Below are 22,725 nucleotides of genomic sequence, written 5' to 3'. Positions count from 1 at the left end.
GCAGGGCGAAACGCCCGCTTTAGCTCAGGATTGCTGGTGAAGTTCACAGAATTTTTCACGTGAGGAACAGATGAACAGAGTGAAACAATGCACCAGCGCGGCGTTTTTCATGGTTTTATCATTTTCAGCCGCCGCGCATCCGCATAGCTTCATTAGTTTGCAGAGCGAGCCGGTGGTTAAAGACGGTCTGCTGAGCGGGTTTAAAATGCGCTGGACCATGGATGAAATTACCTCATCGGATCTGCTCTATGACGCCGGTAACGCCAAACCGGGCAGCGAAGTATGGAAAAAGCTGGCGGCGGAGGTGATGGCCAACGTACTCGGCCAGCACTATTTCAGCGAGCTGTGGCACAACGGCCAGCGGGTGAAATTTGAAAATCGTCCCGACGGCTATGGCCTCGAGCGTGACGGACTGCAGGCGGTACTGACCTTTACGCTGCCGCTGGCGACGCCGCAACCCGTTGCCGGGCAGACGTTTACCTTTTCCACCTTCGACCCGACCTACTACGTCGACATGTTTTATGACAAGGATAGCGATTTTTCCCTGCCCGCCGCGCTGCGGGCCGCCTGTAAGGCAACGGTGATGACGCCAAAACCGAACGACAAAATGCTCTCGTACGCTCAGTCGCTGGATAAAGCGGATGCGCCGCCGGAGGATATGGCGCTGGGCAGCTATTTTGCCCAGAAGGTGACCCTGACATGTCAGTAATTTTCACCCCCCGCGCGCGATCCTCGCGCTGGAAAGCGCTGTGGCCGCTGGCGCTGTTGCTGGCTGTGAGCATCATCGGCGGCATTTGGCTATGGCGGGTGTGGCCGCAGGTGCTGATGCAGAGCGCGGTCTGGCAGCGCTCGTTGAATCTGGAACTCAGCCGCCTGCTGCAGGCGGTGGCGGAGAACCCGGCAGCGGCGGGCCTGTCGCTGCTCGGGTTCAGTTTCGTTTATGGTGTAGTGCATGCCTTAGGGCCCGGCCATGGCAAAATTGTCATTACTACCTGGCTCGCCACCCATCCCTCGAAGCTGAAATCAAGCATTAACCTGACGCTGGCCGCCTCTTTATTACAGGGGCTGGTGGCCATCGCGCTGGTGGTCGTGGTGCTGGCGCTGCTGCAGCTGCCGGCGCGCCAGCTGCATCTCAGCAGTTTCTGGCTGGAGAAGGGCAGCTATCTGCTGGTGGGCGCATTAGGCTTGCTGCTGTGCTGGCGGGCGTTAAAAAAGCTGCGTCTGCTGCTGAGCCGGCCAACGTTTACCGCTTTTACCCCACATCATGTTCATCACGAGCATTGCGGCTGCGGGCATCAGCATCTCCCGGCGTCGGATCAGCTTCAGAGCGGCGACGACTGGCGGGCACGCGCCGCGATCGTCCTGTCGATGGGCATGCGCCCCTGCTCGGGAGCGATCATGGTGCTGCTGTTCAGCAAGGTGATCGGGGTGTTCAGTTGGGGAATGGCGGCGGCGCTGGCGATGGCGGCGGGAACCTCGTTGACCATCACGGCGCTGGCGCTGCTGGTGCACAGTTTTCGCCAGCTGGCGGTGAAGTTGGGTCAGCATCAGGCGCCGCCGCTGTGGCGTCAGGTGGGCTGGCTGACGCTGGCGCTGGCCGGCGGCGTGATTTTGCTGGCGGCGGCAGGAGTGATGTGGTTCACCGCGGTCCCGGCCGGCGGTGGGATCCGCCCGTTTTAGTCAGACGCCGGGCGCAAATCCGAAAGTGGGCGCCTGTGCTTGCCGCTGGCGAAGCGATGCTCTAGTTTTCCGCTTTTCGGCGGATGACAAGGAGTCGCTATGGCCGCAAATATCGTTTCTTCCGCACCGAGCGGGCGGTTTTATTATGGCTGCGCCGGTGCCGCCGGGCTGCTGGCGGGCCTGGCGATCGTCTACTGGTTTCCGGCGCTGGCCAGCTGGTGGCCGTCAGATCTGGTGCGCGTCTACCACGCCATGTCGTATGTCATGGGATTCGGGGTGTCGCGTATCGGGGATATCCCGCTGGTGGCCTACGCCACCTTAACGCTGTCGGGTTTCGTCATGGCTTTTTGCCACCCCGGGCACAGTAAACTGCCCATTGTTGCCTGGGCTGTGCATAATCAGCCTTCGCTACGGGAGATGGTCGATTGGATCCTGCGCAGCTGGGTATTGCAGTTCGGTTTCCTGGTGATCATTTTCTGGCGTTTTGCTTTCATGGGGAAGCTGACCAGCTATCGGCTGATGCAGTTCGTGGGCATCTTTAACGACGTCTGCTATCTGGCCACGCTGGTGCTGGCTGGGATACTGCTGCGCGATAGCTGGCGAGACTTTCAAGGCGTTTCCGCACCGGCAAGCAATATTCGCATTCCGCTGATCTTTGCCCTGAGCTTTTATCTGCCGTTTCAGCTGGTATGGATTTTACTCAGTGCGCAGCAGTTCGAGTTGCCGCTGTGGGGATGGCTGCTGCTGGTTCCGGCGATGGTCGGCGTGCTGTTAGCCCGCCTGGCGACAGTAGGAATAGCGTTGTGTTTCCGGCGCTGGCTGGGACCGCAGGGCTGCCTGCGCTGGCGCGGGCCGCTGGCCTTGTTTAGCGGCCTGACGGTACTGTGCATCGGCGGCAATGCGGTGATTCGCCAGATCCTCAACATGATAAAATGACATAAAAAAAGGAAGCCGCGGCTTCCTTTTTGACATCTGTAAGAGATTAACGCTTCAGCGCATCGCTCAGTTGCTCACGCATATTCGCCAGCATCGCTTTCACCACGCGCGGGTTACCGGCAACGATGTTGCCCGTCAGCAGGTAGTTATGGCCACCGGTGAAGTCGCAGACAATCGCGCCAGCTTCACGGGCGATCAGCTCGCCTGCGGCGAAATCCCAAGGCTTCAGGGCGATCTCAAAGTAACCGTCAACGCGGCCGGCGGCTACATAGGCCAGATCCAGCGCGGCAGAGCCGGTGCGACGGAAGTCGGCACATTCGGTAAACATGTTGCCGAGAATATTCATGTAAGTGGTGGCGTGCTGCTTCGCTTTGAACGGGAAGCCGGTCGCGATGATGGTGCCGTCGAGGTCGCGAGCGTTGCTGCCACGCAGACGATAGCCGTTCAGCTGCGCGCCCTGGCCGCGGGTCGCGGTAAACAGTTCGTTACGCATCGGATCGTAAACCACCGCGACTTCAGTACGACCTTTGATGCGTACGGCGATGGAAACAGAGAAGTGGGGCAGACGTTTAACGAAGTTGGTGGTGCCATCCAGTGGATCGATAACCCATTGAACATCCTGCTCTTCACCAGCGTGTTCACCGCTTTCTTCGGTGATAATGGTGTGCTGCGGGTAAGATTTGCGAATAGTTTCGATAATAATCGCTTCAGCGGCTTTATCGACGTTGGTCACAAAATCATTGCTGCCTTTCTGGCTGGTTTCTACGGTGTCTGGCGTTTCGTAGTGCTTGGCAATTAAATTACCCGCCTTGCGCGCGGCGCGCACGGCGATGTTCAGCATCGGATGCATCGGTCTCTCTCACTGGATGTTAAAGAACGGGAAAAAACGGCGCATATAATAACAGCGAAATCTGCTTATGTCTCCGTTTTATGGTAGCATGCCCGAATAATCTTTAGCCGAAGAACCATAATGCTGCAAAATATTCGAATCGTACTGGTAGAAACCTCCCACACCGGCAATATGGGCTCTGTAGCCCGCGCGATGAAAACCATGGGCTTAACTAACCTGTGGCTGGTCAACCCACTGGTCAAACCCGACTCACAGGCGATAGCCCTCGCCGCGGGCGCCAGCGATGTGATCGGTAACGCGCAGATCGTCGATACCCTTGATGAAGCCCTGGCGGGCTGCAGCCTGGTGGTGGGTACCAGCGCGCGCTCCCGCACACTGCCGTGGCCAATGCTCGATCCGCGCGAATGCGGCCTGAAAAGCGTCGCCGAGGGGCAGCATGCGCCGGTGGCGCTGGTCTTTGGCCGCGAACGCGTTGGCCTGACCAACGAAGAGCTGCAGAAGTGCCACTACCACGTGGCGATCGCCGCGAACCCGGAGTACAGCTCGTTGAACCTGGCGATGGCGGTGCAGGTTATCGCTTATGAAGTGCGGATGGCCTGGCTGGCGACGCAGGAGCAGGCGCAGCCTGCGGTTGACCATGAAGAGGCGCCGTACCCGCTGGTGGACGATCTGGAGCGTTTCTACGGCCATCTTGAGCAGACGCTGCTGGCGACGGGCTTCATCCGCCCGAATCATCCGGGGCAGGTGATGAACAAGCTGCGTCGTCTGTTCACCCGCGCGCGTCCGGAAAGTCAGGAGCTGAACATTCTGCGCGGCATGCTGGCGTCTATTGAGCAGCAGAATAAAGGTAAGTAAGCGCGTTAACGCCGGATGGCGCTTCGCTTATCCGGCCTACGAATCTACATCTCTGTTGTAGCCCGGGCGAGGCCTTTGGCCGACCCCGGGAGCGGCTCGAAATTAATAACGGCACGGAAAGCCAAATACCTGACTAAAACAGTCAAGTAAATAGTTGACCAAATTACTCGGGAATGTCAGACTTGGCCCTGCTATGCAATACCCATATTAATAAAAAGCCCGGCCAGGGGCGAGTTTGAGGTTAAGTAAGACATGAGACTGACATCTAAAGGGCGTTATGCCGTGACCGCGATGCTTGACGTTGCGCTCAACTCTGAAACGGGCCCGGTGCCGTTGGCAGATATTTCAGAGCGTCAGGGAATTTCGCTTTCCTATCTGGAACAGCTGTTCTCTCGCCTGCGTAAAAATGGCCTGGTTTCCAGCGTTCGTGGTCCAGGCGGTGGTTATCTGTTAGGTAAAGATGCCAGCAGCATCGCCGTCGGCGAAGTGATCAGCGCGGTAGACGAATCCGTTGACGCGACCCGTTGCCAGGGCAAAGGCGGCTGTCAGGGCGGCGATAAGTGCCTGACTCACGCGCTGTGGCGCGATTTGAGCGAACGCCTGACCGGCTTCCTGAACAATATCACCCTGGGTGAACTGGTGAATAACCAGGAGATCCTTGATGTGTCCGGCCGTCAGCATCAGCACGAAACCCAGCGCAATGCGCGCACCCAGGACGCGATCAACGTTAAGCTGCGCGCCTGAGTGACCCGTCCCGTTTCGGACTGCGGCTGACAGGGCGAGGCAGCGCGAAACGGTCGGGACAACGATTATAAAGAGCTTTCAGAATCAGGCCGGGATGCGCCAGCATTCCGTGTACTCGGTCGTACATCAAGCCGGTTGCCTGATTCCTTGCATTGAGTGATGTACGGAGTTTAAGAGCAATGAAATTACCGATTTATCTCGATTACTCCGCAACCACGCCGGTGGACCCGCGTGTTGCCGAGAAAATGATGCAGTTCCTGACCATGGACGGGACCTTTGGTAACCCGGCCTCCCGTTCCCACCGTTTTGGCTGGCAGGCTGAAGAGGCGGTTGATATCGCCCGCAATCAGATTGCCGAGCTGGTCGGTGCCGACCCGCGCGAAATCGTCTTTACCTCTGGTGCGACTGAATCCGACAACCTGGCGATCAAGGGTGCAGCCAACTTTTATCAGAAAAAAGGTAAGCACATCATCACCAGCAAAACCGAGCATAAAGCGGTTCTGGATACCTGCCGTCAGCTGGAGCGTGAAGGCTTCGAGGTGACCTACCTGGCGCCGCAGCGCAACGGGATTATCGATCTCAAAGAGCTGGAAACGGCGATGCGTGACGACACCATCCTGGTTTCCATCATGCATGTGAATAACGAAATCGGCGTGGTGCAGGATATCGCTACCATCGGCGAGATGTGTCGCGCCCGCGGTATCATTTACCACGTAGACGCCACCCAGAGCGTGGGCAAGCTGCCTATCGATCTGAGCCAGCTGAAGGTGGACCTGATGTCCTTCTCCGGCCATAAAATCTATGGTCCGAAAGGCATTGGCGCGCTGTACGTTCGCCGTAAACCGCGTATCCGTATCGAAGCTCAGATGCACGGCGGTGGCCACGAGCGCGGTATGCGTTCTGGTACTTTGCCTGTTCACCAGATCGTCGGCATGGGTGAAGCTTACCGTATCGCCAAAGAAGAGATGGAAAGCGAAATGGCGCGTCTGCGCACGCTGCGCAACCGTCTGTGGAACGGCGTGAAGGATATGGAAGAAGTTTATCTCAACGGCGACCTCGAGCAGGGCGCGCCGAACATTCTTAACGTCAGCTTCAACTACGTTGAAGGTGAGTCGCTGATTATGGCGCTGAAAGACCTGGCGGTTTCCTCCGGTTCAGCCTGTACTTCCGCGAGCCTTGAGCCATCCTACGTGCTGCGCGCGTTAGGTATGACTGATGAACTGGCGCACAGCTCTATTCGTTTCTCTTTAGGTCGTTTCACTACCGAAGAAGAGATTGACTACACCATCAAACTGGTTCGTAACTCCATCGGCCGTCTGCGCGATCTTTCTCCGCTGTGGGAAATGTTTAAGCAGGGCGTGGATTTGAACAGTATTGAATGGTCACATCACTAATTCGGCACCGATAAGGAGAATTCAACATGGCATACAGCGAAAAAGTTATCGATCATTACGAGAATCCGCGCAACGTCGGCTCTTTTGACAACAGTGACGAGAACGTCGGCAGCGGTATGGTCGGCGCGCCGGCCTGCGGCGACGTGATGAAGTTGCAGATTAAAGTCAACAATGAAGGTATCATTGAAGACGCGCGCTTCAAAACCTACGGCTGCGGTTCCGCCATCGCTTCCAGCTCCCTGGTTACCGAGTGGGTGAAGGGCAAATCCCTGGACGAAGCGCAGGCGATCAAGAACACTGATATCGCCGATGAACTGGAACTGCCGCCGGTGAAAATTCACTGCTCTATTCTGGCGGAAGACGCGATTAAAGCCGCGATTGCGGATTACAAAAGCAAACGTGAAGCAAAATAATTAGTTGAGGTTTTGTTATGTCGATTACTCTTAGCGACAGTGCTGCAGCGCGAGTCAATGCCTTTCTGGCGAACCGCGGTAAAGGGTTTGGCCTGCGCCTGGGCGTGAGAACCTCCGGCTGCTCGGGTATGGCCTATGTACTGGAGTTTGTTGACGAGCCGGCGGCAGAAGACACCGTGTTTGAAGACAAAGGCGTGAAGGTCGTGATCGACGGCAAAAGTCTGCAATTCCTCGACGGCACTCAGCTGGACTTCGTCAAAGAAGGTCTCAACGAAGGGTTCAAGTTCACCAACCCTAACGTCAAAGACGAGTGCGGCTGCGGCGAAAGCTTTAACGTATAATCGGTCATCCCCAACCCCACCGCGGTTACGCCGCGCGTGGGGTTTTCATTTAGATGCATGACCCTGAGGTTACTATGGACTATTTCACCCTCTTCGGGTTACCAGCCAGCTATACCCTCTCGCTTGAACAACTGGCTGTCCGGTATCAGGATCTGCAGCGCCAGTACCATCCGGATAAATTTGCCAGCGCGCCTGCTGCGGAACAGCTTGCGGCGGTTCAGCATTCCGCGACCATAAACCAGGCCTGGCAGACGCTGCGCCATCCGTTGACCCGGGCGGAATACCTCCTCTCGCTTCATGGCTTCGATCTGGCCAGCGAGCAGCATACCGTTCGCGATACCGCATTCCTGATGGAACAGCTGGAGCTACGCGAAGAGCTCGACGAGATCGGTAAGGCGAAAGACGATGCGCGGCTGGAAGCCTTTATCAAACGAGTGAAAGCGCTGTTTGATACCCGCCATCAACTGATGGTTGACCAATTGCATAATGAGAGCTGGGAGGCGGCGGCGGATACGGTACGTAAGCTCCGTTTTCTTGATAAACTGCGCAGCAGTGCTGAAGAACTCGAAGAAAAACTGCTCGATTTTTAATTTTCGGAAGCAATTATGGCCTTATTACAAATTAGTGAGCCCGGCCTGAGCGCCGCGCCGCACCAGCGTCGTCTGGCGGCCGGTATCGACCTGGGCACCACCAATTCTCTGGTGGCTACCGTGCGTAGCGGCCAGGCCGAAACCTTGCCCGACCATCAAGGCCGCTATCTGCTGCCGTCGGTGGTGAACTACCACGCTTCGGGGCTGACCGTCGGCTATGATGCCCGGCTTAACGCCGCCCAGGATCCTGCCAATACCATCAGCTCGGTGAAGCGAATGATGGGGCGCTCCCTCGCCGATATTCAAAACCGCTACCCGCATCTGCCGTATCAGCTGCAGGCCAGTGAAAACGGCCTGCCGATGATCCAGACCGCCGGCGGCCTGCTGAACCCGATTCGCGTCTCCGCCGACATCCTGAAAGCGCTGGCTGCCCGGGCAACCGAAGCGCTGGCTGGCGAACTCGACGGCGTGGTGATCACCGTTCCCGCTTATTTCGACGACGCTCAGCGTCAGGGGACCAAAGACGCGGCGCGTCTGGCGGGGCTGCACGTGCTGCGCCTGCTCAATGAGCCGACCGCGGCGGCTATCGCCTACGGCCTCGATTCCGGTCAGGAAGGGGTAATTGCGGTCTACGATCTCGGCGGCGGCACCTTTGATATTTCCATTCTGCGCTTAAGCCGCGGGGTGTTTGAAGTGCTGGCGACCGGTGGTGACTCGGCGCTCGGCGGCGATGATTTCGACCATCTGCTGGCCGACTATCTGCGCGAGCAGGCGGGCTTCAGCGACCGCAGCGATAACCGCCTGCAGCGTGAGCTGCTGGATGCCGCCATCGCGGCGAAAATCGCCCTCAGCGATGCCGAGGCAGCGCACGTCGAGGTCGGCGGCTGGCAGGGCGATATCACCCGCAGCCAGTTTAACGATCTGATTGCCCCGCTGGTAAAACGCACTTTACTGGCCTGCCGTCGCGCGCTGAAAGACGCCGGCGTTGAGGCGCAAGAGGTGCTGGAAGTGGTGATGGTCGGCGGTTCCACTCGCGTGCCGCTGGTGCGCGAACGCGTTGGCGAATTCTTTGGCCGCACCCCGCTGACCTCCATCGACCCGGACAAAGTCGTCGCCATCGGCGCGGCGATTCAGGCGGATATTCTGGTCGGCAACAAGCCGGACAGCGAACTGCTGCTGCTCGACGTTATCCCGCTGTCGTTAGGGCTGGAGACCATGGGCGGCCTGGTGGAGAAAGTGATCCCGCGTAATACCACCATTCCGGTGGCCCGCGCGCAGGAGTTTACCACCTTCAAAGATGGTCAGACGGCGATGTCCATTCATGTGATGCAGGGCGAGCGTGAGCTGGTGCAGGATTGCCGCTCGCTGGCGCGTTTTGCGCTGCGTGGGATCCCGGCCCTGCCGGCAGGCGGGGCGCATATTCGCGTCACCTTCCAGGTCGATGCCGACGGTCTGCTGAGCGTCACGGCGATGGAAAAATCGACCGGCGTGGAAGCCTCTATCCAGGTGAAACCGTCTTACGGTCTGACCGATGGCGAAATCGCCACCATGATTAAAGATTCGATGAGCTACGCCGAACAGGATGTCCAGGCGCGCATGCTGGCTGAACAGAAAGTGGAAGCCGCCCGCGTCCTGGAGAGCCTGACAAGCGCGCTGGCCGCCGACGCCGCGCTGTTAAGCGCCGCGGAGCGTCAGGTTATCGATGCCGCTGCGGAGCAGGTACGCGCCGCGGCGGCAGGCGACGACGCCGACGCCATTAAAGAAGCGATTAAAAATATCGACACACAAACCCAGGAATTCGCCGCCCGCCGTATGGATCAGTCGGTCCGTATCGCGCTGAAAGGCCAATCCGTGGACGAGGTTTAAAATGCCAAAAATTGTATTTCTGCCCCACCAGGACCTGTGTCCGGATGGCATCGTTGTGGAAGCTGAGACTGGTGAAACTATTCTGGATGCGGCGCTGCGTAGCGGCATCGAGATTGAACACGCCTGCGAAAAATCCTGTGCCTGCACCACCTGCCACTGCATCGTGCGTGAAGGCTTTGACTCGCTGGCGGAAAGTACCGAAGATGAAGACGATATGCTGGATAAAGCCTGGGGACTGGAGCCTGACAGCCGCCTGAGCTGTCAGGCGCGCGTCACCGACGAAGATCTGGTCGTTGAGATCCCGCGTTACACCATCAACCACGCACGCGAGCATTAATATGGCACTGAAATGGACCGACAGCCGTGAAATCGGCGAAGCGCTGTACGACGCTTATCCGGATCTCGATCCGAAAACCGTTCGCTTTACCGACATGCATCAGTGGATTTGCGATCTGGAAGAGTTCGATGACGACCCAAACGCATCCAATGAAAAAATTCTCGAGGCGATTCTGTTAGTCTGGTTAGACGAAGCCGAATAATTTTCGCGTTATGATTTATGCGACGGTATTAAGTCGGATGAATCATCGAGCGAGAGAACATTACGGGCTGCCATACGGTGGCCCGTTTGCTAAGAAGGATAATGATAATGACCGAAGCCATGAAGATTACGCTTTCTACTCAGCCAGCCGATGCGCGCTGGGGAGAAAAGGCGTCTTACAGCATTAATAACGACGGCATCGCCCTGCACCTCAACGGCAAAGACGACCTGGGCCTGATTCAGCGCGCGGCGCGTAAAATTGACGGTATGGGCATCAAACATGTCGCGTTAAGCGGCGAAGGCTGGGACACCGACCGCGCGTGGGCGTTCTGGGCGGGTTATAAAGGTCCGAAAGGCACCCGTAAAGTTGAATGGCCGACCCTGGACGATGCGCAGCGTAGCGAGCTGGACAACCGTCTGACCATTATTGACTGGGTGCGCGACACCATCAACGCGCCGGCGGAAGAGCTGGGCCCGGAGCAGCTGGCACAGCGCGCCGTGGACCTGCTGTGCAGCGTGGCGGGCGAGCAGATGAGCTATCGCATCACCAAAGGCGAAGATCTGCGTGAGCAGGGCTATCTCGGTCTGCACACCGTAGGCCGCGGCTCCGAGCGTCCGCCGGTCCTGCTGGCGCTGGATTATAACCCGACCGGCGATAAAGAAGCCCCGGTATACGCCTGCCTGGTGGGCAAAGGCATCACTTTTGATTCCGGCGGCTACAGCATCAAACAGAGCGCCTTTATGGATTCAATGAAATCCGATATGGGCGGCGCGGCGACCATCACCGGCGCGCTGGCTTTTGCCATTACCCGCGGGCTGAACAAGCGCGTGAAGCTCTACCTGTGCTGCGCCGACAACCTGATCAGCGGTAACGCCTTTAAACTCGGCGATATTATTCATTATCGTAACGGCAAAACCGTTGAAGTGATGAACACTGACGCCGAAGGCCGCCTGGTGCTGGCGGATGGCCTGATTGACGCTTCGGCGCAGAAGCCGGCGCTGATCATCGATGCCGCCACCCTGACCGGCGCGGCGAAAACCGCGTTGGGTAATGACTACCACGCGCTGTTCAGCTTTGACGATGCGCTGGCGAATCGCCTGCTGGCGAGCGCCCAGACGGAAAACGAAGCCTTCTGGCGTCTGCCGCTGGCCGAGTTCCACCGCAACCAGCTGCCGTCGAACTTCGCTGAACTGAACAACACCGGCAGTGCCGCCTATCCGGCTGGCGCCAGTACCGCGGCGGGTTTCCTGTCCCACTTCGTGGAAAACTACCATCAGGGCTGGCTGCATATCGACTGTTCGGCAACCTACCGTAAATCTGCCGTTGAGCAGTGGTCGGCGGGCGCGACGGGTCTTGGCGTGCGTACCATTGCTAACCTGCTGACGGCTGAGTAACGGCCTTGCCGGGGGCGCTACGCTTACCCGGCCAGGAAAACCGTATGCCCGCGTGGACGAATGGCCGCCGGGCAATTCATTGTGAAGTAGCCAAACTATGTCTGATACGAAAAATGAATTAGAAACCCTGCTGGAAAAAGCGGCGACTGAGCCCGCCCACCGTCCGGCATTTTTCAGCGCGCTGCTGGAGGCGACCGTCTGGGTACCCGGCAGTGCAGCCGATGGTGAGCAGATTGTCGAAGACAGCGCGCTGGATCTGCAGCACTGGGAAAAAGATGACGGCAGCTCGGTGATCCCGTTCTTTACCTCGCTGGAGGCGCTGCAGCAGGCGGTGGAAGACGAACAGGCTTTCGTGATGATGCCGGCCCGTACGCTGATGGCGATGACGCTGGGCGAATCGCTGTTCCTCAACCCGAAGCTGCCGAGCGGCAAAGAGTTCACCCCGCGTGAAATCAGCCATCTGCTCGGGGAAGAGGGCAGCCCGCTCAGCACCCAGACGGTGCTGGAAGGGGGCGAAGCGCTGTTATTGTCTGAAGTCGCTGACCCGCCGGCGCAGATGGTCGATTCGCTGACCACGCTGTTCAAAACGCTGAAAACCGTCAAGCGGGCGTTTCTGTGCTCGATTAAAGAGAGCGCCGACGCGCCGGCCAACTTGTTGATCGGTATTGAAGCGGAAGGGGATATTGAATCCGTTATCCAGACCACCGGCAGCGTGGCGACCGATACCCTGCCCGGCGATGAGCCGATCGATATTTGTCAGGTGGTGGAAGGCGAGAAGGGCATCAGCCACTTTATGATTGCCCATATCACACCGTTCTATGAAAAGCGCTGGGGCAGCTTCCTGCGCGATTTCAAACAAAACCGCATTATCTGACAGCGGGGGCGGCTGCCCCCGCTGTTTCTTTATGCTTCCAGTGTGAGGCCGAAAATCGGCTTTGCCAGGGTTAATGCAGCGCAGCAAAGATCCGCGGATAGGCTGACACCATGTTATAGATAAGGAATCCCGTCACACACAGCGAGACAATGCCGTTGAAGAGCGCCATATCCCCACGCCATGCCCGACATCTCTCCTTGCCCAGCAAAGAACGTAGCGCTGCCACCAGCCCGCCGACCAGCATAAACGCCAGTAACACCCCTGCCATCTGGGCGATAACAATGTACCAGCCCAGCGGTGTATTCACGCCCCGGGCGCTCATCAGCGCGATCTGCGCCGGCAAAATCGTCTGAAACCCCAGCGTGAGTATCATGAGAAGGCGCAGGTCCGCCAGCTGAGCGTCGAACGTGCGGGCCAGACGCCGGGCGTCACGCAGGAGCAGCCCCCCTGACGCCACCGCCGCGGCAACGCTGACGTGCTGGAGAATAAAAATATATAACGCCAGGGTCCCGGATCCGACCCGGGATAAAAAGAACAGATTGCAAAAGACGATGATCAGCAGGCCAAATTTTATGCCCCAGGCGCGGAGTACCTCACCGGGCCAGCGCCGGCTTGACGCAGGGTTATGCATCATCCACGCGGCAAGGGTCGACTTACCGTAACCGGGCGCGAGCAGCACCATCAGAAAACCCAGCAGCGCCTGGTGACCATAGGTGATCAGCGGGACCTCTTCCAGCGTGACCCCGAGAAATCGGGTATACACGGAGACCGGCGCAGGCACCAGGCTTAACCATGTCCGGTTCCATTGCGGCCAAAAATAAAGAATGACGCCGCCCGCCAGCAGGCCAGCTATGCCTCCCAGCCAGGGACGGCGCGGTGAATCAGCAGAATGTGGGTTAGAGACTAATGCCATTTTCACTCCTTGTGGTGACATCAGGTTACGGATAAAACGCTCCCTCCTGGAGCAGGCCCCGGCGGCGCGCGTTAATCGCGTCATCCGGGGTGAGATCGTGAATTAGTCAGGGCAGCCTTCGAGCCTGGCGTAAAGATCCTCATGAATATATTCCAGCTCCAGCAAGGCGCCATCGCGTGCCTCATTGAGGGTCTGCTGATGCTGCCATTCGTCGTGACTCTCCTCGCTGCCGGCAAAGATCCCCTGCAGATATTCAATCAGTGACGATTCTGCCAGCCAGAGATCATTCTCTTTACCCTCGAAGCGGACAACAGGATATTCACCTTGTTCATCACGTTCAGTGACATAGATAAATACCTGCTGATCGCCGGCGTGGCTGATGCGAATCAGGGCAGGAAGACGCGGATCGTCGTTCCAGACGGGCATCAGCTCTTCAAAGTCCAGTCCGGCCATATCAAGACCATTCATGTAATAAGCATCTTCATCAAGCGAGTCGGAAAGCAGGACGCCATGTTCATCAATGGAGTCCACAACCCATTCCAGTACCAGCTGTCCGTGGGGGCTTTTCAGTTGGCAATCGTAGGCCAACAGCGCTTTCAGACTCTCCGGAAGCGCCACGGTTTCGCTATTTTGCGGGTCACGATATTTCCGTACCCGCAGGCGATCCACTTCGTCTACGGGCATCGGTTTCGGGGTGGGATTGCGGTTGTACTTATGTACGACATCCATGAGATCCGGTAATGAAAATGCCATTATTCAATTTCCTTATATAGTGAGTGGCAGTAAAGCGAATACGGCAGGTACAAACCCTGCGGCAGCACAGAGTAACCGGTTTAGCGAGAAGCAGAAGGAGGGGAGAGGGAAAATCAGAAATTATTTAGTGACCGCGGGACGGGAGGCCCGCGGTCACGCCGTGTTTACGGAGCGGCAGAGGCCGGTTCAATCGGCAGATCGCTCCGCGCGCCCCATTCGCTCCAGGAGCCGTCGTACAGGCAGACGCCGTTCACGCCAAGCGTGGTGAGCGCCAGCACGACCACCGCCGCCGTCACCCCCGATCCGCAGCTGGCGATGATCGGCCGTTCAAAATCGACACCCTGACGTAAAAAGATGTCGTTCAGCTCGTCGACGGTTTTCAGTTCGCCGTTAATCACCAGCTCCGTCCACGGCACGTTAAGCGCGCCAGGGATATGCCCGCGACGCAGGCCCGGGCGCGGTTCGTCGGCCTGGCCGTTAAACCGGGCCGCCGGACGCGCATCGACAATCTGCGCCGACCCTTCATGGCTGACCAGCAGGACGTCGGTCAGGCGCTTAATTTGCCGGGGATCGAAACGCACGTCGAATTCCCCTTCGGCCACCTCGGGCACGCCTTGCTCCAGCGGCAGTTCGTCACGTCGCCAGCCCTCCAGCCCACCGGCCAGTATGGACACCTTCTCCACGCCAAAGGTGCGCAGCATCCACCAGGCGCGAGGCGCGGAAAACAGATTGCCTTCGTCATAAACCACCAGGTGCTTATCGCTGCAGACGCCCAGCTCGCGCATGGCGACGGCAAACGCCTCGGCGCGCGGCATCATATGCGGCAGCGGGCTGGTGTGATCGGACAGCGCCTCGATATCGAAAAACAGCGCGTTCGGCACGTGGCCGGCGCGGTATTCCGCGGCCATATCGCGCAGGGCCTCCTGCCCGGCGGGCGCCATACGGGCGTCGATAATCTGGATCTCCGGGTCATCAATATGTTCTGCCAGCCAGTCGGCGGCGACAAAAAACGAGGTGGACATGGGTGCCTCCGTTTTACAATTCATGACTGAATTGTCGGCGTTTTATCTCACGCTGACAAGTTAAGGACGTCAGAGTGGGGACGACGTCACGGCACTTTTCTGATTAATCGGCAGAAACCCGCGTCATCACTGTTGAGAAGTGCCGCCTTAACGCATAATAAAAAGTGATAATTTGCATCAGGCCCACCGGCCGAGGGGTTAGAAGGATGAAACCATTTCGTTTAGCGGCGCTGTCACTGGCGCTCCTTACCGCATTTTCATTAACCGGGTGTGATGACAGCGGTACGCCGCAGGCCACGGCCCCGGCGCCAGCTGCGGATAGCAACCCAGGCGCGACGGCAAAACCGGACCGCGTCCAGCTGGCGGCGCTGGCGGAAAAAAGCCAGGGCAAAGCGCTGACGCTGCTCGACGCCTCGGAGGTGCAACTGGATGGCGCCGCGACCCTGGTGCTGACGTTTTCCGTGCCGCTGCAGCCGGACCAGGATTTCTCCCGCAGCGTGCATCTGGTCGACAAGAAAAGCGGTAAGGTCGACGGTGCCTGGGAACTGGCGCCGAATCTGAAAGAGCTGCGTCTGCGTCACCTTGAGCCAAAGCGAGAGCTGATTGTCTCGGTCGACCCGACGCTGACCGCCCTGAACAAGGCCACGCTCGACAAACCGTTTGAGAAGACCCTGACCACCCGCGATATCGCACCGAGCGTTGGGTTTGCCAGCCGCGGCTCGCTGCTGCCGGGCAACGTGGTCGCCGGGCTGCCGGTGATGGCGCTGAACGTCGACAATGTCGATGTCAATTTCTTCCGTATTAAGCCGGAATCACTCTCCGCGTTTGTCAGCCAGTGGGAATACCGTAACTCGTTAAGCAACTGGGAGTCTGACGAGCTGCTGAAGATGGCAGATCTGGTCTATACCGGCCGCTTCGATCTGAACCCGGCACGCAATACCCGCGAAAAGCTGCTGCTGCCGCTGAACGATATCAAGCCGCTCCAGCAGCCGGGCGTCTACGTGGCGGTGATGAACCCGGCGGGCCATTATAGCTACAGCAACGCGGCGACGCTGTTTACCCTCAGCGATATCGGCGTCTCGGCGCATCGCTACCACAATCGGCTGGACGTCTTTACCCAGAGCCTGGAAAACGGCGCCGCCCAGTCTGGTATCGACGTCCAGCTGCTCAACGCCAAAGGGCAGACCCTGGCGGAGGCGAAAAGCGACAGCCAGGGCCACGTTACTCTGCAAACCGATAAAGAAGCCGCGCTGCTGCTGGCGCGTAAAGAGGGGCAGACGACGCTGCTCGATCTCAAGCTGCCGGCGCTGGATCTGGCGGAATTCTCTATCGCAGGGGCGCCCGGCTTTAGCAAACAGTTCTTTATGTTTGGCCCGCGCGATCTCTATCGGCCGGGCGAAACGGTGATCCTCAATGCGCTGTTGCGCGATAGCGACGGCAAGCCGCTGGCGGAGCAGCCGGTGAAGCTGGAGGTGGTGCAGCCGGACGGCCAGGTGATCCGTTCGGTGATGAGCAAACCGGTGAATGGTCTGTACCAGTTCACTTATCCGCTCGACAGCGGCGCGGCTACCGGCATGTGGCACATTCGCGTCAGCACCGGCGATAACCAGCCGCGCGAGTGGGACTTCCACGTCGAAGACTTTATGCCGGAACGCATGGCCCTGAACCTGACGCCGCAGGCCGCGCCAGTCGCGCCGGATGCCGACGTCACCTTTGGCGTCAGCGGCGTTTATCTCTACGGCGCGCCGGCCAGCGGCAACCAGCTGCAGGGCAAGCTGTTCCTGCGCCCGCTGCGCGACGCCGTCGCTGCGCTGCCGGGCTTCCAGTTCGGCGATATTGCGGAAGAAAACCTCTCCCGTAGTCTGGATGAAGTCCAGCTGACGCTGGACGAAAAAGGTCATGGCGAAGTGACCACCTCAAGCCAGTGGCAGGATAGCCATTCGCCGCTGCAGGTGGTGTTGCAGGCGAGCCTGCTGGAATCCGGGGGGCGTCCGGTGACCCGTACCGTACAGCAGCCGATCTGGCCCGCCGGGGCGCTGCCGGGGATCCGCCCGCAATTTACGCTGAAGGACGTTTACGATTACCGCACCGATACCACCGTGAAGCAGCCGGTGGTCGATGAGAACAGTAACGCTGCGTTTGATATCGTCTATGCCGACGCCAAAGGCGAGAAAAAAGCGGTCTCGGGCCTGCAGGTACGGCTGATCCGCGAGCGCCGCGACTACTACTGGAACTGGTCCGACAGCGAAGGCTGGCAGTCGCAGTTCGATCAAAAAGATCTGCAGGAGGGCGAGGAGTCGCTGGATCTGCAGGCCGGACAAACCGGCAAAGTGAGCTTCCCGGTAGAGTGGGGCTCCTATCGCCTGGAGGTGAAAGGGCCGGACGACGTGGTCAGCAGCGTGCGCTTCTGGGCCGGCTATAGCTGGCAGGATAACAGCGAAGGTACCGGCGCGGCGCGTCCTGATCGGGTCACCATGAAGCTGGATAAACCGAGTTATAAACCGGGCGACACCATCAAGCTGCACATCGCCGCCCCGGCGGCGGGTAAAGGCTACGCGATGGTGGAATCCAGCGAAGGGCCGCTGTGGTGGCAGGAAATTGACGTCCCGGCGGAGGGGATGGATTTGTCTATTCCGGTGGATAAAGCCTGGAACCGCCACGATCTCTACCTCAGCACGCTGGTGGTTCGCCCCGGCGATAAATCCCGCTCGGCGACGCCGAAACGCGCGGTCGGCCTGCTGCATCTGCCGCTGGGCGATGAAAACCGCCGCCTGACGCTGGCGCTGGAGGCTCCGGACAAAATGCGCCCCAACCAGCCGCTGACGGTGAAAGTGAAAGCCAGCGTCAAAGAGGGCGAGGCGCCGAAACAGGTCAACGTCCTGCTCTCGGCGGTGGATAGCGGGGTACTGAATATCACCGATTACGCTACCCCGGATCCGTGGAACGCCTTCTTTGGCCAGAAGCGTTACGGCGCAGATATCTATGACATCTACGGCCAGGTGATCGAAGGGCAGGGACGTGTGGCCAGCCTGCGCTTCGGCGGCGATGGCGACGAGTTAAAACGCGGCGGCAAACCGCCGGTCAACCACGTGACGATCGTCGCCCAGCAGGCGCAGCCGGTGGTATTGAACGATCAGGGCGAAGGCACGGTGACGTTACCCATTGGCGATTTTAACGGCGAGCTGCGGGTGATGGCCCAGGCGTGGACGGCGGATGACTTCGGCAGCAGCGAAGATAAAGTGGTGGTGGCCGCCCCGGTCATCGCCGAACTGAACACCCCGCGCTTCCTCGCCAGCGGCGATACCACACGGCTGGCGCTGGATCTCAGCAATCTAACCGATAAACCGCAAACCCTGCAGGTACATCTTACCGCCAGCGGGCTGGTGACCTTGACCGATGGCCAACTGCCACCGGTGCAACTGGCGCCGGGGGCGCGCAGCACGCTGTTTATACCGGTGAGCGCGCTGGCGGGATTCGGCGATGGTCAGGTCAATGCTACTATCAGCGGCCTGAGTCTGCCGGGAGAAACCTTCGCCCCGCTGCAGAAACAGTGGAGAATCGGCGTCCGTCCGGCGTTCCCGGCCCAGACTGTCAACAGCGGCGCGGTGCTACAGCCCGGCGAAAGCTGGCAGGCGCCGGCGGCGCAGAGCCAGGGGTTCGCCCCGCAAACGCTGCAGGGCCAACTGCTGCTCAGCGGGAAACCGCCGTTGAACCTCGCGCGCTATATCCGTGAGCTGAAAGCCTATCCTTACGGCTGCCTTGAGCAGACCGCCAGCGGCCTGTTCCCGTCGCTGTACACCAGCGCGGCGCAGCTAAAAGCGCTGGGCATCAGCGGCGATAGCGATGAAAAACGCCGCGCGGCAATCGATGTTGGTATCTCACGCCTGCTGCAGATGCAACTGGAAAATGGCGGCTTTGCGTTGTGGGATAAAGAGGGGCCGGAAGAGTACTGGCTGACCGCCTACGCCATGGACTTCCTCGTCCGCGCGGGCGAGCAGGGCTATAGCGTACCGGTCAACGCCATTAATAAAGGTAACGAACGCCTGCTGCGCTATCTGCAGGAGCCGGGGCTGATGACCGTGCGCTACAGCGATGACGCCCAGGCCAGCCGCTTTGCCGCCCAGGCATACGCCGCGCTGGTGCTGGCGCGTCAGCAAAAAGCCCCGCTCGGCGCATTGCGTGAAATCTGGAGCCGTCACGACCAGGCGCGATCCGGCTTGCCGCTGCTGCAGCTCGGCATTGCGCTGAAAACCATGGGCGATGCGCCGCGCGGCGATGAGGCCATGAAGCTGGCGGTTGCGACCCCGCGCCAGGATGAGAATCGTTGGCTGGGCGATTACGGTAGCCCGCTTCGCGATGACGCCCTGAAGCTGGCGCTGCTGGAAGAGAACAAGCTGCTGCCGGAGGTGCAAAACACGCTGTTGAGCACGCTGTCGGAAGAGGCCTACGGCCAGCGCTGGCTGTCGACCCAGGAAACCAACGCCCTGTTCCTTGCCGGACGTACGCTTGCCGACCTGCCGGGCAACTGGCAGGCGCAAACCTCGCTGCAGGCTGAGCCGCTGGCCGGCGATAAAGCGCAAACCCGTAACCTCGACGGCGATCGGCTGGCGACGCTGCAGGTGAGTAATACCGGCAGTCAGCCGCTGTGGCTGCGTCTCGACAGCAGCGGCTATCCGCATAGCGCGCCACAGCCAGGCGGTAATGTCCTGGGGATTGAACGCACTATTTTCGATACCCAGGGTCAGCAGAAATCGCTGACCTCGCTGCGCAGCGGCGAACTGGTACTGGTGAAGCTGGAGGTGACCGCCAAACGCAATGTGCCTGACGCGCTGGTGGTTGATCTGTTGCCTGCCGGTCTGGAGCTGGAAAACCAGAACCTGGCCAACAGCAGCGCCAGCCTGCAGGAGAATGGCGACGCGGTGCAAAATCTCCTTAACCAGATGCAGCAGGCGGATATTCAGCATATCGAGTTCCGTGACGACCGTTTCGTCGCCGCTGTCGCTGTCAATGAAGGCCAGCCGGTGACGCTGGTCTATCTGGCGCGGGCGGTAACGCCAGGCACTTATCAGGTCCCGCAGCCCCAGGTGGAATCGATGTATGTGCCGCAGTGGCGGGCGACCGGGGCGGCCAGCGGTCCGCTCACCGTGACGCCGTAAATGCGCGTATTGCCTCGGGTAAAACGCCGCTGGCGCTGGCTGGCGGCGTTTATTTTTCTGCTGTGGCTGGCGGTGCTGGCCGCCGATCGCCTGTGGCCGCTGCCGCTGCAGGACGTCACGCCTGCCCGCGTGGTCGTGGCGGAAGACGGCACGCCGCTCTGGCGCTTTGCCGATACGCAGGGCGTCTGGCGTTATCCGGTGACTCTCGCCGACGTGTCGCCGCGCTATCTGCAGGCGCTCATCCAGTATGAAGACCGCTGGTTCTGGAAACATCCTGGGGTCAATCCCTTCGCGGTGCTGCGCGCCGCCTGGCAGGATTTAACCTCCGGGCGGGTCATTTCCGGCGGCAGCACGCTCACCATGCAGGTGGCGCGTCTGCTCGACCCTCATCCGCGCACCTTCGGCGGCAAGCTACGCCAGCTATGGCGGGCGCTGCAGCTGGAGTGGCATCTGTCAAAAAACGACATTCTTACCCTCTATCTGAACCGCGCGCCGTTTGGCGGCACCTTACAGGGGATCGGCGCGGCCAGCTGGGCTTATCTTGGCAAACCGCCCGCTCAGCTCAGCTACGGCGAGGCGGCGCTGCTGGCGGTGCTGCCCCAGGCGCCCAGTCGTTTGCGCCCGGACCGCTGGCCGCAGCGGGCCCAGGCGGCGCGCGATAAAGTCCTCACGCGCATGGTCAGCCAGGGCGTCTGGCCGCAACGGCCGGTACAGGAAGCGATGGAGGAACCTGTATGGCTATTCCCCCGGCAGATGCCGCAGCTGGCGCCGCTTTTTTCGCGCCGGGCGCTGGCGACCAGTCGCGACGAAAAGGTGACGACAACGCTCGATGCCGGGCTCCAGCGGCAGCTTGAGGATCTGGCGCTGAACTGGAAATCGCGCCTGCCGCCGCGCAGCTCACTGGCGATTGTTGTCGTCGATCACACGGATATGAAAGTCCGCGGCTGGGTGGGATCGGCGGATATCACCGACGACAGCCGCTTCGGCCATATTGATATGGTCTCGGCGGTGCGTTCGCCGGGATCGGTGCTGAAACCCTTTGTCTACGCGATGGCGATGGATGACGGGCTGATCCATCCGGCGTCGTTATTACAGGATGTTCCACGACGCTTTAGCGATTATCGTCCCGGCAATTTTGACAGCGGATTTCATGGCCCGGTGAGCGTCAGCGAGGCGCTGGTGCGCTCCCTGAATCTGCCGGCGGTGCAGGTGCTTGAAGCCTACGGGCCCAAACGTTTCGCGGCGAATTTACGCAACGCCGGGCTGCCCCTGACGCTGCCCGCTGGCGCAGAGCCGAACCTGTCGCTGATCCTCGGTGGGGCCGGGGCACGGCTGGAAGATATCGTCGCGGCGTACAGCGCCTTTGCCCGTCACGGCAAGGCGGCGTGGCTGCGCCTGAAGCCCGACGACCCGCTGGTGGAAAGATCGCTGATGTCACCCGGCGCGGCGTGGATTGTCCGGCGCATTTTAGCCGGCGAAGCGCAACCGGTTCCCGATGCCTCACTGCCGCAAGTGGTGCCGCTGGCGTGGAAAACCGGTACCAGCTATGGCTATCGCGATGCGTGGGCGGTCGGCCTCAATGCGCGATATCTGATAGGTATCTGGACCGGACGGCCAGACGGTACGCCGGTGGTGGGCCAGTTTGGCTTCGCCAGCGCCGTGCCGCTGTTAAACCAGGTCAATAATCTGTTGCTGGCGCGCCAGGCGATGAGCCGCGGCGGACTGCCGGTCGACCCGCGCCCGCAAACGGTGAGCCGCGGGACTATTTGCTGGCCAGGCGGGCAGGATCTACCGGCCGGCGACAGCAACTGCCGCCGGCGCTTAGCCAGCTGGCTGCTGGATGCCAGCCAGCCACCGACGCTGCTGCTGCCCGGGCAGGAGGGCGTGCGCGGGATCCGCTTCCCGGTGTGGCGCAACGCAGCAGGGGAAAGGGTGGCCGCGGATTGTCCGGGTGCGACTGAAGTCGTTATTGATGTCTGGCCGCTGCCGCTGGAACCGTGGCTGCCGGCCAGCGAGCGCCGTCGCGCGCGTCTGGGGCCGGTATCGAAAGTGTGCCCACCGTTGCAAACTCAGAATGCCGCGCCGCTGGTGTTGTCAGGTATTCGCGAAGGGGCGTTAATAAAACGTCTGCCGGGCGAGGCGCGGGTGATGTTACCCGTGCAAACCAGCGGTGGAGAAGGGCAGCGCTGGTGGTTTATCAACGGCCAGCCGTTAGACGCCACCGGTGCGACAACCACGCTAACGCTGGATAAGCCTGGCGAGTGGCAGCTGGTGGTCATGGATGAGGCTGGGCAAACGGCGGCCGCCAGTTTCACCCTGCAATAACCAGGGTAAATTTGTTGTTGGCGGTTTGTGTTTCCAATACTCATCTTATTTTAACAAAATGTTACCTTCATCCGTAGGAA

General features: G+C 59.8%; 20 protein-coding genes. 16 read left to right on the top strand and 4 right to left on the bottom strand.

The features are described 5' to 3' along the window. The first annotated feature begins 70 nt into the window (after positions 1-70). From A1WC_RS06730 to A1WC_RS06740, 3 genes are all read left to right on the top strand, one after another. A complete protein-coding gene (locus A1WC_RS06730) occupies positions 71-709 on the top strand; it encodes a DUF1007 family protein (protein ID WP_012967437.1) in 639 nt (212 codons plus the stop codon). Next, positions 700-1,680 (top strand): nickel/cobalt transporter, encoded by a 981-nt coding sequence (locus A1WC_RS06735; protein WP_016161642.1) that lies wholly within the window; start codon positions 700-702, stop codon positions 1,678-1,680. Before A1WC_RS06730 ends, A1WC_RS06735 begins: the two co-directional genes overlap by 10 nt. A 99-nt stretch (positions 1,681-1,779) precedes the next feature. After that, positions 1,780-2,616: a hypothetical protein gene (locus A1WC_RS06740; RefSeq protein WP_016161641.1), complete on the top strand. Its 837-nt coding sequence runs from the start codon at positions 1,780-1,782 to the stop codon at positions 2,614-2,616. Between the two features lie 46 nt (positions 2,617-2,662). Here A1WC_RS06740 and suhB read toward each other — a convergent pair whose 3' ends face one another. Continuing rightward, positions 2,663-3,466: an inositol-1-monophosphatase gene (gene suhB / locus A1WC_RS06745; protein ID WP_008803788.1), complete on the bottom strand. Its 804-nt coding sequence runs from the start codon at positions 3,464-3,466 to the stop codon at positions 2,663-2,665. A 120-nt stretch (positions 3,467-3,586) separates the two neighbouring features. Here suhB and trmJ point away from each other — a divergent pair, with 120 nt between their 5' ends. The 11 genes from trmJ to sseB all read left to right on the top strand — a co-directional run bounded on the left by trmJ (position 3,587) and on the right by sseB (position 12,476). Beyond that, positions 3,587-4,321 carry a tRNA (cytosine(32)/uridine(32)-2'-O)-methyltransferase TrmJ gene (gene trmJ / locus A1WC_RS06750; protein WP_008803789.1) on the top strand — a complete coding sequence of 245 codons (735 nt, stop codon included), beginning with the start codon at positions 3,587-3,589 and terminating at the stop codon, positions 4,319-4,321. A 252-nt stretch (positions 4,322-4,573) separates the two neighbouring features. Further along, positions 4,574-5,065: a Fe-S cluster assembly transcriptional regulator IscR gene (gene iscR, locus A1WC_RS06755; RefSeq protein WP_008803790.1), complete on the top strand. Its 492-nt coding sequence runs from the start codon at positions 4,574-4,576 to the stop codon at positions 5,063-5,065. A 179-nt stretch (positions 5,066-5,244) separates the two neighbouring features. Further along, the gene (gene iscS, locus A1WC_RS06760) at positions 5,245-6,459 is read left to right on the top strand and encodes a cysteine desulfurase (RefSeq protein WP_016161640.1); all 1,215 of its coding nucleotides are present in this window, start codon (positions 5,245-5,247) and stop codon (positions 6,457-6,459) included. 26 nt (positions 6,460-6,485) lie between these two features. After that, positions 6,486-6,872, top strand: coding sequence for a Fe-S cluster assembly scaffold IscU (iscU, locus tag A1WC_RS06765; RefSeq protein WP_002913991.1), 387 nt, complete (start codon positions 6,486-6,488; stop codon positions 6,870-6,872). Between the two features lie 17 nt (positions 6,873-6,889). Then, positions 6,890-7,213 carry an iron-sulfur cluster assembly protein IscA gene (gene iscA / locus A1WC_RS06770; protein ID WP_002913979.1) on the top strand — a complete coding sequence of 108 codons (324 nt, stop codon included), beginning with the start codon at positions 6,890-6,892 and terminating at the stop codon, positions 7,211-7,213. Positions 7,214-7,287: 74 nt separating this feature from the next. Next, complete coding sequence (hscB, locus tag A1WC_RS06775; protein ID WP_008803792.1) at positions 7,288-7,803, top strand: co-chaperone HscB; 516 nt, start codon at positions 7,288-7,290, stop codon at positions 7,801-7,803. Between the two features lie 15 nt (positions 7,804-7,818). Further along, entirely contained in the window at positions 7,819-9,669 is a 1,851-nt protein-coding gene (gene hscA, locus A1WC_RS06780) for a Fe-S protein assembly chaperone HscA (RefSeq protein WP_016161639.1), read from the top strand. A 1-nt stretch (position 9,670) separates the two neighbouring features. Then, the gene (gene fdx, locus A1WC_RS06785; protein ID WP_004201872.1) at positions 9,671-10,006 is read left to right on the top strand and encodes an ISC system 2Fe-2S type ferredoxin; all 336 of its coding nucleotides are present in this window, start codon (positions 9,671-9,673) and stop codon (positions 10,004-10,006) included. Between the two features lies 1 nt (position 10,007). Further along, positions 10,008-10,208: a Fe-S cluster assembly protein IscX gene (gene iscX / locus A1WC_RS06790; protein WP_002913954.1), complete on the top strand. Its 201-nt coding sequence runs from the start codon at positions 10,008-10,010 to the stop codon at positions 10,206-10,208. Positions 10,209-10,315: 107 nt separating this feature from the next. Further along, on the top strand, positions 10,316-11,602 hold the full coding sequence (gene pepB, locus A1WC_RS06795; RefSeq protein WP_016161638.1) for an aminopeptidase PepB: 1,287 nt from the start codon (positions 10,316-10,318) through the stop codon (positions 11,600-11,602). Between the two features lie 97 nt (positions 11,603-11,699). Beyond that, complete coding sequence (gene sseB, locus A1WC_RS06800) at positions 11,700-12,476, top strand: enhanced serine sensitivity protein SseB (protein WP_012540874.1); 777 nt, start codon at positions 11,700-11,702, stop codon at positions 12,474-12,476. Between the two features lie 70 nt (positions 12,477-12,546). On the opposite strand, the gene A1WC_RS06805 is transcribed toward sseB, so the two are convergent. The 3 genes from A1WC_RS06805 to sseA all read right to left on the bottom strand — a co-directional run bounded on the left by A1WC_RS06805 (position 12,547) and on the right by sseA (position 15,164). Beyond that, positions 12,547-13,389, bottom strand: a complete 843-nt coding sequence (locus tag A1WC_RS06805) for a hypothetical protein (protein ID WP_016161637.1) — start codon at positions 13,387-13,389, stop codon at positions 12,547-12,549. A gap of 102 nt (positions 13,390-13,491) precedes the next feature. Beyond that, positions 13,492-14,142: a DUF5066 family protein gene (locus A1WC_RS06810; protein WP_008803797.1), complete on the bottom strand. Its 651-nt coding sequence runs from the start codon at positions 14,140-14,142 to the stop codon at positions 13,492-13,494. A 164-nt stretch (positions 14,143-14,306) separates the two neighbouring features. After that, the gene (gene sseA, locus A1WC_RS06815) at positions 14,307-15,164 is read right to left on the bottom strand and encodes a 3-mercaptopyruvate sulfurtransferase (protein WP_016161636.1); all 858 of its coding nucleotides are present in this window, start codon (positions 15,162-15,164) and stop codon (positions 14,307-14,309) included. A 206-nt stretch (positions 15,165-15,370) separates the two neighbouring features. On the opposite strand from sseA, the gene A1WC_RS06820 reads away from it, so the two are divergent. Together A1WC_RS06820 and pbpC are read left to right on the top strand one after the other, a co-directional pair. Next, positions 15,371-20,320 carry an alpha-2-macroglobulin family protein gene (locus tag A1WC_RS06820; RefSeq protein WP_016161635.1) on the top strand — a complete coding sequence of 1,650 codons (4,950 nt, stop codon included), beginning with the start codon at positions 15,371-15,373 and terminating at the stop codon, positions 20,318-20,320. Beyond that, complete coding sequence (pbpC, locus tag A1WC_RS06825) at positions 20,321-22,645, top strand: peptidoglycan glycosyltransferase PbpC (protein WP_016161634.1); 2,325 nt, start codon at positions 20,321-20,323, stop codon at positions 22,643-22,645. Positions 22,646-22,725: the final 80 nt, after the last annotated feature.

Origin of the sequence: Klebsiella sp. KTE92, from assembly GCF_000398905.1 — a bacterium.
Lineage (GTDB): Bacteria > Pseudomonadota > Gammaproteobacteria > Enterobacterales > Enterobacteriaceae > Klebsiella > Klebsiella variicola.
This window is presented reverse-complemented; position numbering and strand designations above follow the sequence as displayed.